12 protein-coding genes and 1 pseudogene are annotated in these 14,960 nt (G+C 32.0%); 1 reads left to right on the top strand and 12 read right to left on the bottom strand.

All coding sequences use genetic code 11. The features are described 5' to 3' along the window. Positions 1-162 precede the first annotated feature (162 nt). From AC6IZR_RS05535 to ptcA, 12 genes and pseudogenes are all read right to left on the bottom strand, one after another. The gene (locus tag AC6IZR_RS05535) at positions 163-612 is read right to left on the bottom strand and encodes a hypothetical protein (protein WP_497848204.1); all 450 of its coding nucleotides are present in this window, start codon (positions 610-612) and stop codon (positions 163-165) included. A 108-nt stretch (positions 613-720) separates the two neighbouring features. Then, entirely contained in the window at positions 721-1,173 is a 453-nt protein-coding gene (locus AC6IZR_RS05530; protein WP_003007432.1) for a hypothetical protein, read from the bottom strand. Between the two features lie 149 nt (positions 1,174-1,322). Beyond that, positions 1,323-1,766 carry a hypothetical protein gene (locus tag AC6IZR_RS05525; RefSeq protein WP_497848203.1) on the bottom strand — a complete coding sequence of 148 codons (444 nt, stop codon included), beginning with the start codon at positions 1,764-1,766 and terminating at the stop codon, positions 1,323-1,325. Between the two features lie 214 nt (positions 1,767-1,980). Next, positions 1,981-3,192, bottom strand: a pseudogene (locus tag AC6IZR_RS05520) (tyrosine-type recombinase/integrase). Continuing rightward, entirely contained in the window at positions 3,185-3,433 is a 249-nt protein-coding gene (locus AC6IZR_RS05515) for a DUF3173 family protein (RefSeq protein ID WP_003003182.1), read from the bottom strand. Before AC6IZR_RS05515 ends, AC6IZR_RS05520 begins: the two are co-directional and overlap by 8 nt. Before the next feature lie 96 nt (positions 3,434-3,529). Continuing rightward, a complete protein-coding gene (locus tag AC6IZR_RS05510) occupies positions 3,530-5,461 on the bottom strand; it encodes a DnaB-like helicase C-terminal domain-containing protein (protein WP_497848202.1) in 1,932 nt (643 codons plus the stop codon). A 285-nt stretch (positions 5,462-5,746) separates the two neighbouring features. Continuing rightward, on the bottom strand, positions 5,747-6,670 hold the full coding sequence (locus tag AC6IZR_RS05505; protein WP_371608626.1) for a hypothetical protein: 924 nt from the start codon (positions 6,668-6,670) through the stop codon (positions 5,747-5,749). Between the two features lie 347 nt (positions 6,671-7,017). Next, a complete protein-coding gene (locus AC6IZR_RS05500; protein ID WP_497848201.1) occupies positions 7,018-7,644 on the bottom strand; it encodes a hypothetical protein in 627 nt (208 codons plus the stop codon). Between the two features lie 614 nt (positions 7,645-8,258). Then, positions 8,259-9,050, bottom strand: a complete 792-nt coding sequence (locus AC6IZR_RS05495; RefSeq protein WP_497848200.1) for a hypothetical protein — start codon at positions 9,048-9,050, stop codon at positions 8,259-8,261. A gap of 104 nt (positions 9,051-9,154) precedes the next feature. After that, on the bottom strand, positions 9,155-10,267 hold the full coding sequence (gene aguA / locus AC6IZR_RS05490; protein ID WP_497848199.1) for an agmatine deiminase: 1,113 nt from the start codon (positions 10,265-10,267) through the stop codon (positions 9,155-9,157). A gap of 39 nt (positions 10,268-10,306) precedes the next feature. Further along, complete coding sequence (locus tag AC6IZR_RS05485) at positions 10,307-11,665, bottom strand: APC family permease (RefSeq protein WP_497848198.1); 1,359 nt, start codon at positions 11,663-11,665, stop codon at positions 10,307-10,309. A 63-nt stretch (positions 11,666-11,728) separates the two neighbouring features. Next, positions 11,729-12,742, bottom strand: coding sequence for a putrescine carbamoyltransferase (gene ptcA / locus AC6IZR_RS05480; protein ID WP_003016617.1), 1,014 nt, complete (start codon positions 12,740-12,742; stop codon positions 11,729-11,731). A gap of 223 nt (positions 12,743-12,965) precedes the next feature. Between ptcA and AC6IZR_RS05475 the strand changes: the two genes are divergently transcribed. After that, complete coding sequence (locus tag AC6IZR_RS05475) at positions 12,966-13,937, top strand: response regulator transcription factor (RefSeq protein ID WP_485780921.1); 972 nt, start codon at positions 12,966-12,968, stop codon at positions 13,935-13,937. Positions 13,938-14,960 lie beyond the last annotated feature (1,023 nt).

The following is a 14,960-nucleotide window of genomic DNA, read 5'->3' as shown; positions in this document are numbered from 1 at the left end:
TCCATAAATAATTTCCTTGATCACACAGAAAAGAGGGAGCGAGACGAAATCATTTTCAAAGAAAATCATTCCTGCCCCAGTCCCATCTGTAGTCTCATTCATTATACCAAACTAGTCATAAAAGTAAAGCAAAAGAGCAGGTTTCCCCGCTCTTCATATGCATTATTTCGTGCGTTTGAGTTTAGCATTTTTAAGAATCATAAGATCCCCTTGGTTGCTATTACTTAACTTAGAAAGATCAAATGTCAAATAGTCACCATCGACCTTGTATGTAATCTTTTCTCCTCTACCATCATTTGACGAGATTGTTTTCTCTTTTTGATTGATTTTGACATCATAAGATCTCTCATTCTTTTGACCAGCGACTTCACCCGCGATGCTGAGGGTTCCTTTAGAATCTTTGATCTTAATAGAAACTTCAAAATTAATAACGTCTCCAATAGACTCTAATTGACTACCTGATAAGCCTTGATCTTCAAGAATTTTCTTGAGTTCTGTTTTTGATGGTTTGTAGACATAAGTCCCATTATCACTTTTGGCACCACATGCCACCAAGAGGACGGCTGCAAAAACTGCAACGAAAGCTAAAAGAATACGTTTAATAGTTTTCATAATCAATCTCCTAATGTATTTTATAATGAGATTTTACCACTATTTTCATACCGATTCAAGATATTTTAAAGAAGAAAAAGAGCAGATCCCCTCTGCTCTTCTCTTGTATTATTTTGTACGTTTGAATTTAGCGTTTTTGAACATTTCCAAAGCAGCTTCATGACCTGAACTCTTTTCACCAGATAAATCAAAAGTGAACACATCGCCTGAAACTTTGTATTTAACCTTCTCACCTTCACCTGTTTTAGATTGAAGAGTTTTCTTTTGTTGGTCAACTTTCATATCAAATGATTGGTCAGTCTTTTGTCCCATCATTTCACCTTTAATTTTAAGGCTACCTGTTTTATCTTTAATGGTCACTGAAACTTCCAATTTAACATTGTCAATCAATGCATCTACACTTGAACTTGGAGCACCTTGTTCTTCAAGGATTTCCTTCACTTCAGTTTTTGATGGTTTGTAGACATAAGTCCCGTTATCACTTTTGGCACCACATGCCACCAAGAGGACTGCTGCAAAAACAGCTACTACAGCCAAAAGAATACGTTTAAAGTTTTTCATAACTTCTCCTTTTTAGTTAGATTCACCCTATTATATCAACAATTCAGACACACGGCAATGAAATATTACAAATGTAATACTCTTGTAATATATTTATCAACTAATATGTAACGATTAAAGAGGCAGGATCCGTACCTACGTTCGCTAAATTATTTAACTTTTTTAAACTTAGCCATTTTTATATAGTTTACAAAAATATCAGAACTACTCGAGTTTGATTCTTTCACATCCATAAAGGTTAGCATATGATTAGAAATTTTATACGTCATCTTTGTCCCACTGTCGTCATTCTTCATTACAAATATTTTGTGTTTTTGGTCAACCTTAAAATCATAGGATTGATTGGTATTTTGAACATTTGATTTTATTTGAACCTTCATAACGCCTTCTTTTTCCTTAATGATAATCGAAACCTTAAATTTATAATCATCTGTAATGATATAAGCAAGTTGACTTGGTAGCATCTCCCTCACTTCTTCTGTTGTGGGTTCGAATACATAAGTCCCATTATCACTTTTTGGACCACAGGCTACCAAGAGGACTGCTGCAAAAACAGCAACAAAAGCCAAAAGAAACTGTTTAAAATTTTTCATACCTTCTCCTTATTTCATAGAATATCCCTATTATAGCAACAATCTTGTCGTATCTCAATGAAATATTTGATGATACAGGGCTTGTAAAAGTCACGAAAGAAAGAATGCACGAAAAAACCGAGGGCTAAACCTCGGTTTTCATTTTGATTGGAAACTCGATTATTTAAGAGTAACTGAAGCGTCGTTGCTTTAGTTGTTCTCATACAGCTAATTTTCACTCGGTTTCTTTACTTGGCGGGATTGTGGCGGGATTTGCAGTTAGTCCCAGCTCTCCTAACACCTCTGTTATTTCAGCACCGCCAGTAACAATCTGTCTATCATAGAAATGAGAATACGTGTTTAGTGTTGTAGCTTTGTCCGTTCTTCCTGAACGAGCCGAAACATACAAAACATCTTTTTTTAGAACGTTTATCATAAATGAATCATGACTATGACGTAGACCTTTCCCAGTAATAACCGGAACCTTAGCCACTAGTGCATGCCTTTTTAACATTCGACTTAAGGTAGATTTGTTCATTGGAGAGTTAAACCGTGCTAATACGAAATTATCTTCTCTATTATACACTTGTACCATTCTCCAATTTTACAACACTTTAACAGTTTCGTCATCTATTTCTAAGAAACGCATTCCTGCCCTAGTTTTTGTCTGCTCTTTTCGAACGTATTTCCCATTCCCTTGATATTCTAACGTAGACTGAATATGAATAACCTTATTTTCAAGGTCTATGTCTGACCACTTTAAACTAAGACCCTCAGATACACGCATCCCCGTCATAAAGTAAAGCCAGATAGCCGTGTAAAACTGCCTTTCTTCATAAACCGTCTGATCAAAAGTTTTTAATACCTTATCAAGTTCCTCTACAGTCCAAAATTCAGTTTTTGATTTTTCTCCTTTAGGATTGTCTAACTTGCGACAAGGATTACTCTCGATGTATTCCAAGCGCTCTGCATAATTTAAGCACTTCTTCAGTTTACACCAAAGTCCTTTTGCGTAATTTGGAGAGTAGTCTTCCATTAAAGATAATCTAAAATCTTCGCATTCCCGAACATTGATTTCAGACAATTTCTTGTCAGCAAAAACTTCAATAAAAGTCTTATACTGAGGATAAGCAGTTTGATAGGTTACGGGCTGAACAGTTTTCTTATAATAAGGCAAATAAACATCTTCCATAAATTTTGAAAATGGAATATCTAATTGTGGCCTATTTGCACTGGCACTAGCTATTTTAGCATTGTATTCAGTTCTTATCCTACAGACTTCGTCAAAGGCTTGCTTTTCTGTTTTAAAATCAATTCCAAATTGATCTTTATAAGATTTAACCCTAAACCTCTTTCGGTCACCCGTAGACGGATCTACACTGAATTCAACCTCATAGTAGATTTTTCCTTTCTTATTTCGACTTACGCATTTATATTTTTTACTCATTTTGTTCCTTTCTTTCAGAAAGCAACTTAAAGCCGAGTAATTCTTCTACAATATACGTAGGAGCTAAATTAAGACGAGAATTATCAAATGGTGATTTACTTAATTCTACCACATTATTCGATAAAGCTCTAGATTCTTCAAATTGTCGAACAGCAATTAACTTTGCTTGTTTTATAATATCCCGTGCCGTATGTTCAGGAAAACCTAATTTCATTAATTCTGTATGATTTATTGTTTGCATTATCTCTTCCTTCTAATTCTTAATTACAGAGATTTCCATCTTTTGATAAGGCTTAGAATAGTTCAACAAATTAGATCATTAACCAAAAGCCTTAAACTACTTTTCTTTAAAATAATTGTACATCGCATAATAGTCAAATTCCATCTTAATGCCAGTTCTTCCATTACGATTTTTTAAAACCACTAACTCAATCTCTCGTGGATTTCTCGATTTAGCTTCATTAACATCAAAATTTCCTTGACCAGTCCCCTTTAGTTGAAGTCCAATCAAAACATCGCTAGAATACTCGATTGCTCCGCTCTCCTTGAAAGACTGCATACTTACAACAGATTTGTAGTTTTCTCTATTAAAAGAAGAAATAGCAATTACTGGTGTTTTAAAGTCTCGGCTAATCCTTTTCAATTCTATTACCGATCTATCTGTGTTTTGTTTTTCAGTTAATCGTTCATTCACCGGGTATAGAATCTGTAAGTAATCAATAATAACGACAGGTGCTTTTCCAGTATATTTGAGATGATTTTCAACAGTTTTCCGAATTAGCTCCACACCAATAGGTCCAGTACCTTCGACAATGTAAATATTTTTGCAGTACTGCGAGTAATTTGCTACAGCTTTTTTAATCAAATCCTTCTCTGGGTTGCTGTAACCTGAATATCTACTCCCCTCAGTAATTCCTCGTGCTGTTTTTGCATTTCTGATATCACTATTAGAGGCAATAGATTCGATAACAGTGTGACGACTAATACTTTTACTAATTATTTCCCACCTAGACATTTCAATACTAAAAATCAAAACATCTGTTCCCTGTGCTGCAATTTGATCAGCAATCTGAGTTACAAATGTTGTCTTTCCAAGGGAGGAAATTGCACCAACACAATACAAGCCTTCGTAAAGACCACCTTCTAACAGATCATCTAAACCTTCAAAATTTGTTTTAATACATGAAGTATTTGAACCATTCGTAATATCATTAAAAAACTTCGAAAGATGATTAGCTGTTGAATATTCAAGATACCGCTCTTTTTCACTTTTTGTTTGATTGATTGCATTTTCTACCATTTTGTTAAATACTCCTTTATTTTTCACTAACATATCGTTAGGATCTTTTACATCATCAATAGTTAATTTGAAAGAAATAAATTTAATTTTCTTACTTCTAAATTGCTCTGCTAATTTTAGTTCAGCCTCTCTCCCCTTTTCGTCTTGGTCCAATGAAAGAATGAATGTACGATCAATTTTTAGATCAGAAATAAGATTAATTAATTTATTTATATTTCCAATACTGCCAAGTGCTACTGCCTTTCCACCAACTTCAACGATGCTCATGGCATCTATTTCGCCTTCTACAATAAAAATGGGATCCGTAGATTTTTTGAAGAGTTCGCTTTTATTAAAAATATCGCTCCCTCCCACCTTCTGTTTCATATAGCTCAATTGAGTTCCGGGTACAATTTCCCTTGTATCACGAGCAAAATAACAACTTTCACTTAAAGGAATAATTAACCGAGGTGTTTCAGGAACATTAGGATTAGTCACTTTGGGATGCTTCCATTTTTTTACGTAACCAACTTTAAACCGTTGGACTGTTGAAAAACTCAACCCTCGTTTAAGAAAATAGTCAGTTTCACAGAGATGCTTTGTGGCCTCATTATAAAAGCTTAAATAATTATCTTTTTTCTCTTCTTCCTTTAAAGGAAAAACAGCATTGGAATTCAAATATTCACTCCTCTGGTTCTTTAATTCATCACATTCAGTTGATAGATTAAACAATTCTCTGACACGCTTCAATTGATCCTTAAATTTATCAATTCCTTCTACATAGCCGATAAGATCAAAGATATCTCCACCTCTATCGCAAGAGAAACATTTCCACTGGATTTCATCGTAAATGTGAAAAGCACCAGTTCTGTTTCTTCCTTCACCACTGTGGCAGAGGGGGCAAATATATGCTCCCTTACCACCTTTACGACTTGGTTTAGAGATTTGTTCAATGTATGCTTTCAAATAAGATTTTTCTTCTTCAAACATTTTTTTCTCCTTTTGTAGTTTCCAGTAAAAAAATAAATCCGGACTTTTTTTCTTACAGGCAAAATTATAGCATTGCCTTCAATATGAAAATTGAAGGCATATGCTGCTTATTAATATTATTAGTATTGAAAATCAGAAATACTAATAATATCAGTGATACCAAGGATCAAAATTTTTTTAGCAAATTCAACATACCCCAATTTCTAATTCAACATACCCCAATTTCTAATTCAACATACCCCATAAATCCTGATTTAATCGAAGCAAATCGATAAATCAGTGAATTTAAATCCCTGAAACCTTAAAATGAATCCTAAATTTCTGAAATTCAAAAAATGAGTTCATTCCTAACTGTTCATCTGATAAAGGTTCACAATTTGGATTACAGTATTCCCAACTAACTAGGATTTTATAATCGATTAGTTTATCAAGTGAATTAGCAAAGCTCTCTTCAATTCTTGAACGCCAACCACCTTTTTTTAATCTTACTTCTTCTATAGGAGGAATTTGGGGACATACATTTAATAAAGCTTCAACGGAAATAATTTCATTAGTCTTTTTTCTTCGATTATTTTTGTTACTTTGATGATAGACTAATTTCTTTGCAAGAGAATAAACATTTTTACTACGTTCATCAATTTTAAAAAGTTCGAGAGGAAAATTTGTCACATAAGATGTGATTAAATATCTAACGAATTTTTCAGTCAATTGAACTGTAAAAATTCCATTTTCGCATTTGAATTCCTCAATAAATTTTATATCATTGAATACAACATGATGTGCACCTCTCTTTTCTTTAGTACTGATAGAAAGATCCTTGAGCAAGCATAATGCTTCATCAATGATACAACGTACATTCTTTTTCGTTGAGATACTTGCTGGTTTAGATTTCCCTAGCAGTTCTGAATACTGTTTAATTGAAAATTCAACCAAGCAGTTAACAGCATCTTCTTCACTTAGTCTATATTTATTCTTCTTACCAATAAGAAAAATCAATAAATCCAACATCTTCAATACTCGAAGCTTGAAATAATCTTTGTTATCGTCAAAGTTTTCAATATGAATCGTACCAGTATCTAAATGAATCGATGTTCGATTAGTGATCGGATCCCTTACTTTGTTAACTGTTTTCAAATTAACAGAAGTTAGCGAATTTATAGTCGGTGCATTTAAAATCTTCTCGATTTTCTCTTTTTTATCTACAGGCATTATATAACCTCTTTTTTATTTATTTGAAAAGACTTTTGAGAGCAAAAAAAGAGTTGTAGCTGATGCTACAACTCTCTTGCACTCAATAAATTTTCTTTTCATACTTATAGTCTGCCATTTTTTGATGAAAGTAAAAAAAAGAAAAATCAAAAAAAATCGCTTTTTCTACCAAAAATTGCTCAATTTTCTATTAAAATCTAAAAAGGACACTTTACAAAGTGCCCTTTAAAATAGCGGAAATAGCGATATTTTAAGGATTTTAATACACATTATAAGATCTTCCATATAGGATTAAAATTTTTTTGAAAAAATTTTTTAATTAATTTTATCTAATGACATTAGATAGGTTATAACCCTAAACGGTCAGAATCCCAATTTCCATAATCATCGTATCCAAAACTATCAGGATCCATTGCATCAATTCCAGCCTGCTCAAGTGAATTACTGCAGAAATTACAATAATAGAAACCAGTTTCTGGATCGCTAAATTCCCAATCAATATCATCTTCATCAAAGTCGTTTCCACATTCAGTACAAACATATTGTCCTACAAATCGATGCATCTCTCTAAATTGCTGCTTTTGTTCATCCGTTCCTCCTCGAACGAAGATTTTACCATTTTTACTATGGCAAAAATGACAGTCTGGAGATTTTCTGTTTTGAGGATATTTTTTATTATTTTTAATTTGTGGTTCCTTCAACACAACCTGCTCATCATTTATAGTACTTATATAGCTTGACTCATTTATATTAGATTCAAAACTTTCATTATAATCATACTCATTCTCATATATTTCTTTCCTATTCCTATCTTCATTTAAAACTTCAACAACACTTTTTAAGATAGTAATAGCTGCATATTCTATAATTTCTACACGATTATCTTTAACCCACTTAAAACTTTTTTGACTCACATCAACCGTTTTGTCTACTATCGCTTGTGACAAATCCTTCATCCCATTTATAAATTTCATCTTTCTCCAAACCCTTCTAAATATAAAATTTTAACGAAATAGTATATTCCTTAAGACTTTTCATTTTATCATGCTTTTGTCTCTTAATAATTGTTGGATTTTCAATTTGCTTTTTCCACATCGCAATTCCCTTTCAGTTCGATATATAAATTATAACTCACTTTTACATATTAAGTAATCACTTTTGAGATATTTAGGTCCCGAAAATAGAACTGACATATAATAACTAATCTACATCAAATATAAAATAACACAATTTTAGATTTAACTAAAGTATATTAAAATAAAAATGACATTCAAGAAAGTCATCTTGAATGTCTATATAAGTTAGTATTAGCTTATTTATTAACGTTTTAAGAAATCTGATTCTTTACAAACTTCCTTAAGGCTTATTTTGTCAAAGTTTTATTTTAGGTTGTTTCGAGATCACTTGCTTCCAACATCACACAGATTTTTCTTTTTTGACTTCAAAGTAATTTTATGAATTTAATTAAGATAGAGAGTTTTCATTTTGTTTCTAACACTATCAAGAAACTTAATACTACTATAATTTTTGGATTATTTAACTATTACTAAAGTCTAACCCCTTGTTTATATAAACACAAAATAAATTATTAAACTTTTGTTATAGCTGTTTCTACTATTGTTCCATCATCAATTATCAACAATTCTACAAAAGAAATTGCTAAATAATTTATATCTAAATCATATCTTTTTTCAATTTTATTAGTATATTCTATATTCTCCTTAAAAATAATACTTTTTTCTTTATCATATATATAAACACTAATTATAGCGCTATTAGAATATCCATTTAATAAGCAATCAATGGTTAATGTCTTTTTATTTAAATTTTGACTATTTCCTAATACAGCATTAAAATCATATACATGTAGTTTAGGAGTACTATAAATAATACTCTCCGAAATTTTGTCTAAGATTGAATCTAGCATCACATTATTTTTTTGTTTTTCTTCTTCAATAGAGCATACCTTAATTATAAGTTCATTTTCATCCAAACGTAGTAAATTTGTAATTTCAAACTCTATAGACTGTTCAAGTCCCTTTGAAAATCCAACAAAGCACCCATTCATCCAAATATACACGGGCAGATTGAAGCTTTGCATTTTCAAGATAATATTTTTAGTAATTAATTTATCTTCACCTTTAAAATGATTAAACAAAGTTACCAATGTAGATTCGTCATCACCATTTTTTTCATTGAAATCTGATTTCATGAAAGTCCAATTATTGTTTAAGTGCATCATATCTATTTGAAAATAGTCTAGTTGATTTATACCTACATATTTATCAAAATAATAATGCTCAGAATGTTCAGGCAACTGATTGACTCCTGTTATGGCAGAATTTTTCAACCAGCTATAGTCTACTTTAATATTTTTCATCTCTAATACCTCTTAGTAAAACAAATTTATTTTCACATTCCTCCATCTAACTTAATGCTATATATTAGAAAAAACAGAGTCTGCTTTACCAGACTCTGCATATGTTATTTCGTTGCTGGTTGTTGCTGTGTAATACAGTGAATATTACCACCACCATATGCAATCTCTGTAGTTTCAACTCCAACAACTTTACGATTAGGGAACATTGCTTGCACTTGTTCAACCGCTAATGCATCATTCTCATCACCATATTGAGGAAGAATAATTCCTCCATTCACTATTAAGAAATTCAAATATGATGCGATTGCAACTTCTCCTTCCTCTCTTGGAATAGCCCCTTCAGAAAAATCAATCGTATCTGCATCTTTTAGATAGCATGGCTTCTTAGTAACGCACATTTTATGTACTTTTAATTTTCTGCCTTTTGCATCTGTTTGTTCACTTAGGAATTCAAACGCAGCTTTTGCTTCCTTATAGAAAGGATGGTTTTCATCTTCAGTGTAAATACATGCAACTTCTCCAGGTTTTACAAAACATGCTACATCATCAATATGACCATTCGTTTCATATGGGTCAATACCATCTTTCACCCAAATTACTTTTTCACAATTCAAATAATCTTTTAATTTTTGTTCAATTTCTTCTTTTGACAAATGTGGGTTTCGACTTGGATGAAGAAGACACATTTCAGTAACCATCACTGTACCTTCACCATCAACGTGAATTGATCCACCTTCTAAAACGAAATCCTCTGTTTTATAAGAATCAGTATTTGTTAATTCACAAACTTTTCTTGCAACAAGCGCATCTTGATCCCAAGGGAAATAGAGTCCATCGACTAGACCTCCCCAAGCATTAAATTCCCAATCTACTGCACGACGTTCACCTTTATCATTTATAAGAAATGTAGGACCACAGTCGCGAATCCACGAATCATCATTTGTCATCTCAATTACTCTGATATTTTCGCAATTAAGAGCAGATACACGAGCGATAGCATTTTCAAATTGAAGAGGTGGTACACAAAGTGAAACTGGTTCAAATTCACTAATGGCTTTAGCAACATCTAAAAATGCTTTTTGAGCAGGTTTGGCTCCTAAACGCCAATTATCATTTCGCCATGGCCATAACATCCAAATTTGTTCTTGTTCTTCGAATTCTCCTGGCATTCGAAATCCATCTACTTTAGGGGTTGTCCCCACAATACGCTTAGACATCTCAAGTCCTCCTTTTATTGTATTGGTATTTAGTTACTATCATTTTTTGATTTTTTTCACACGAATAATAACTTCACCTAAGATAAGACAAATTAATGAACCGATAGTTACAGGCAATTTATCAGCTAATGTTACTTCATCAAAAGATAATGGGAATGCTGTAAATAAAAGCGAAATCAAAATCATAACAATTGGAATTACAACCATAATTTTTAAAATAAAATCACTTCCTCCTACTTTAAAAGGTCGAGGAGTTTCTGGATCTATTTTTCTTAACTTATAAAATGCTGGAAAAACTGGTATATAAGAAAGCAGGAACATAACAAGGTTTAATGAGAAGAAGGCCCAAAACAAATCCTGATTTGGTAATATTGGTGCAATGACTACTACAAATGTCGCAACAAAACCATTTGCTAAAGCTGATCCAATTGGCATGTTATTCTTTTTACTACGTTTTGCAAAAAACTTTGGCATATCTCCGTTTTCTGCAGCATAACATGCCGTGTTATTCACTCCTAATGACCATGAAATCATATTTCCAAAAAGAGTTAGTAAGAATAGAAATGCCATTAAAATTATAAACCATCCATTTTCTGATCCGGTCAAAAGTTTAAAGCTGTCCATCATACCACTACTAGTAGAAATTTTATCAACAGGAATCGCTACACCAATACCAAATGCAGAAAATATATAAATAGCCGCAATAACTAAACCTGCAACAATTATAGATTGTGGTATTTGTTTTTTAGGATTCTCCATATCATCTGCACACGTACAAATAACCTCAAAGCCAAGTAGATTAAAAATAATAACAGAAATAAATGATAGACTGTTTAAATCAAATGATGGTAAAAGTGAATCCAACGTAATTTTATTAGCCATTCCTTTTGTAAAGGCAATATATAATCCCAAGACTCCCACTAATAGAGCTAATATCATTTTTATAATTGCCGCACCATTGAGGATCCATACGCTATCACTTGCAGGATAAAAGCTTATCCATATAATTAACCAAATAAATACAAGTTCAATTAATAATGTCCAGAACGTTGAAAACTCAACTCCTGTTATCGTTGTCAACAACCCAGGAGTCATAACAGCTAGTGATGCTAACCACAATGGAAAATTAATCCAATAATACCAGGAGGTCCTTGAGCCCCATCTATGTCCAAACGCCTTCGTCACCCAATCATAGATTCCACCATCACCTATATAAGTAGTACCTAATTCAGCTGAAATCAATCCGTATGGTAACAAAAAAGCAATTAATAAAAATAACCACCAAAAGAATTGAGAATTCCCAATCGCTGCAACTGGAGCTGCAGCTTCTGCAACAAATACTACACATATTACAGTTAATACTGTAGTAAACAAACTAAATTTTTTCTTTTCTTCCATTTTTTTCTCCTTCCTTTAAGAGGAGAGTTATAACATCGTTAATTTTAAGCAAATTGACCCTTTTTATTTTAAAAATGATTCCAGTTCTGCTTTAGCTACAGATTGTTTTTCAAGGTCATATGGATGTCGTTTCTCAAAATCACGAAGTAGATAAACTAAGATACCTCGCATTGAAGTTAAACGATTTTCCGCCTCATCAAAACAAACTGAATTTGGGCCATCCATCACTTCATCAGACACTTCTTCGCCACGTGTAGCAGGTAAACAGTGCATGAATTTACAATTTTCTCCTGCTTTTGCCATCATCTCTGAATCAACATGATATTTAGGATAGAAAATCTTCATACGTTCTTCTTCTGATAATTCCGCTTCATATAGGCCATACCATACATCAGTGTATAAGAAATCTGCACCAGTAATTGAATCTATATCATCAGTTACCAAATATTTACCACCTGATAGTTTACAAATTTCATCATATTTTGACTTATGCATATCATTTAATTGGAATCCCTTCGGACCGAAGTGAACAAATTCCATACCCATTTTCAATGTTATTAATCCTAAAGAGAAGCATACTTGAGTTGCATCTCCTACAAATACTACTTTACAATCTTCTAATTTTTTTCCTTTCGGCAAGTTTTCAATAATCGTAATCAAATCTCCCAATTCTTGTGTAGGATGATTATAATCACTCATACCATTAATTACTGGTACTTGAGAAAATTTTGCTAAATCAACCACACTCTTATGACGCTCAACACGTGCCATTATAATATCTGTTAAGCGAGAAACCACGGTTGCTGTATCTTCTAGTGTTTCGTGTCCTCCTAGTTGAATTTGACCGGGTGCCAAATATTGTGCGTGCCCTCCAAGTTGAGTCATAGCGGTTTCAAAAGAAATCCGTGTTCTTGTAGATGATTGTTGAAAAATCATACCTAGAGTTTTATTTTTCAACAAAGGTGGGTAATACCCATTTTTAATACAAGCTTTAATCTTAAGAGATAGCTCAGCCATTTCTAAAAGTTGCTCTTTAGAGAACTCTTCTGTTGTAATATAATCAATTTTATTGCTCATAATTGAGACCTCCTGTGTTGTTATGCTTTAATGATATTGCAAAATTTTATAGTTTGCGATAAACTTAAAGGTGTAAACCCTCTTTTTTAAAAGTTTAAGTACTAAACCCAGTATTTATGCTTTTAAAAATGTAATGCTATTTTAAATATAAACTCCCTATTTTATTGCTTTTAAATAAAGTTTAGAGTTTTAATTAGTTTCACAGAATAAATGGAGGCTAAATATGATTGAAATAGTTTATATATACAATGTATTTTTAATTATACTGTATACTTTGACCCTTGGTATTGTATTGACCTATTCTTTAAACTCAGAAAAGGATAAAAAATACTTATTTTTTGTAGTCGGTTTATATCTTGTTTTTTTTATTTTTGATAATCTGATCCTATCAATGACAGAAATAATTAAAGATTTCGGAAACACATATAACCAACACTTCCTGGGAGTTCCATTTGTTAAAACTGTCATATATCTTGTTAATAATATTTGTCAGTTTTGGATAGTTGCTAGACTGAGGAAAGAAACACCTTTATTAACGCACTATTGCTTTATTTCTATTACTTTCATATGGATGGCTTTCCCAATTCTAAACAATTCTCCATTAAGAGTTTTTATGTACTATTTACCCAATCAGCTTCTTTTGATTTATACTGGTATATATGCGAGACGAAATCTAAAATCTTTGAATATTAGTAGTCGAAATAAAAATTACTTAAAAACTATTTCAAATATCGGAGTGCTATTTGGCATTCTAATTATCTTAGAAGATTTATTTGTAATTTTTAATATAGATTCGTATGACTTGTTGAATCTGCGAATTCAAAATAGAAATATGTGTGAAGACATGTTTACTATTGCTGTTTGTTATTTAATAATCAAATATATTCTTTCTGATTGGAAAGCTATTTCGAATGTAGAAGAACAATTAAGTTCATTTGATAAATCCCAAAAAATTGACAACCCCAGTACACTAGATCTATTCTCTGAAAAACTTCATTTAACTGAACGTGAAAAAGAAATTCTTCCTTTACTTCTTGAACACAAAAACAATCAGGAAATTGCGGATCAATTGTTTCTTTCAGTTGGAACCGTGAAGACACATGTACACAATATTTTTTTAAAACTTGAGATCACTAGACGAAATCAACTTTTCGAAGTATATAATTCCTTTAAAAACGAACATCCTGAACAATAATTGTGTCATAGCCACTACTATAAAAGACAGAATAAAAGACATCTGATTTAATCAATCTCAGATGTCTTTTTGATTATTCCAATTAAAAAATACAAATTAGATAATCATTAGATAATATAAAAAATCATCTCGTATATAACGAAATGCTAATGATTTGAGTTAACATAAATGAATATTATCATTTAGATAACTGGCTAACTTTACAAACTTATTCAAGACTGATTTGACAAGGTTCTATTTCAGTATATCATAGAATAACATGATACCAACATTCAATAATTACTTTCCGAAAAAGACCTATTTCCCTGAAACTTTTTTATTTGCTTATAATAGACATTTCTAGATATTTCCATTATATAGTGGTTGCCATCCAATCAAGCATCGCTTCGCTTGTTTTCTTTGGGAAACTGTGCATAGCATATCTCTACGCGACTAAAGTCGCTAGAGCTATCCTAATTACGCACCGCCAGTTCTCATAGATAAAAACACCTTGCAAGATGTAAAATGTTTTCGCTTGTATTCTGCTTTCCAGCAACGAATTAACGTATAGAGGCAATTGACTTCGTCGAATTGCAGCCGTATTTGTAAGTAGCTAAAGCCACAACAACTACGTCAACTGCCACAATTTAGTATGAAAACATAAAAAGAACACCTCGAAAGGTGTTCTTTGTAAATATTGTAATTCTTTCGAATTAACGTTTACTAAATTGTGATGCTTTACGAGCTTTCTTAAGACCTGGTTGGGGCACCACTTATTTCATCTAAATTCAAAGTGCTTTAAAATCAACGCTTTTATGAGTGTTCAAAAAAGAAAATTTCAGCTAATTTCAATCAATTTCATCAAAATAAGGTGAACTTTCATTAAAAATAAACAAAAATCGAACCAGAATATCAAAAGTTTACCTTATTTGGTTTTTCAGAAGTGAAGTAGGGATTCACTACTCGTCAATAAACGTTAGGAACCTTGTTTTTATGCGATTCTCGAAATTTTAAATTTCAGTACATTACAAAAAAATCAACCGA

Source organism: Streptococcus mobilis (assembly GCF_059727625.1).
This window is presented reverse-complemented; position numbering and strand designations above follow the sequence as displayed.

What these genes read in the sequence shown, in the direction of transcription:
- AC6IZR_RS05495 (WP_497848200.1), bottom strand. Translation starts at nt 9,050, where the DNA reads ATGAAAAATATTAAAGTAGACTATAGCTGGTTGAAAAATTCTGCCATA.
- AC6IZR_RS05485 (WP_497848198.1), bottom strand. Translation starts at nt 11,665, where the DNA reads ATGGAAGAAAAGAAAAAATTTAGTTTGTTTACTACAGTATTAACTGTA.
- AC6IZR_RS05475 (WP_485780921.1), top strand. Translation starts at nt 12,966, where the DNA reads ATGATTGAAATAGTTTATATATACAATGTATTTTTAATTATACTGTAT.
- AC6IZR_RS05505 (WP_371608626.1), bottom strand. Translation starts at nt 6,670, where the DNA reads ATGCCTGTAGATAAAAAAGAGAAAATCGAGAAGATTTTAAATGCACCG.
- AC6IZR_RS05515 (WP_003003182.1), bottom strand. Translation starts at nt 3,433, where the DNA reads ATGCAAACAATAAATCATACAGAATTAATGAAATTAGGTTTTCCTGAA.
- AC6IZR_RS05525 (WP_497848203.1), bottom strand. Translation starts at nt 1,766, where the DNA reads ATGAAAAATTTTAAACAGTTTCTTTTGGCTTTTGTTGCTGTTTTTGCA.
- ptcA (WP_003016617.1), bottom strand. Translation starts at nt 12,742, where the DNA reads ATGAGCAATAAAATTGATTATATTACAACAGAAGAGTTCTCTAAAGAG.
- AC6IZR_RS05535 (WP_497848204.1), bottom strand. Translation starts at nt 612, where the DNA reads ATGAAAACTATTAAACGTATTCTTTTAGCTTTCGTTGCAGTTTTTGCA.
- AC6IZR_RS05530 (WP_003007432.1), bottom strand. Translation starts at nt 1,173, where the DNA reads ATGAAAAACTTTAAACGTATTCTTTTGGCTGTAGTAGCTGTTTTTGCA.
- aguA (WP_497848199.1), bottom strand. Translation starts at nt 10,267, where the DNA reads ATGTCTAAGCGTATTGTGGGGACAACCCCTAAAGTAGATGGATTTCGA.
- AC6IZR_RS05500 (WP_497848201.1), bottom strand. Translation starts at nt 7,644, where the DNA reads ATGAAATTTATAAATGGGATGAAGGATTTGTCACAAGCGATAGTAGAC.
- AC6IZR_RS05510 (WP_497848202.1), bottom strand. Translation starts at nt 5,461, where the DNA reads ATGTTTGAAGAAGAAAAATCTTATTTGAAAGCATACATTGAACAAATC.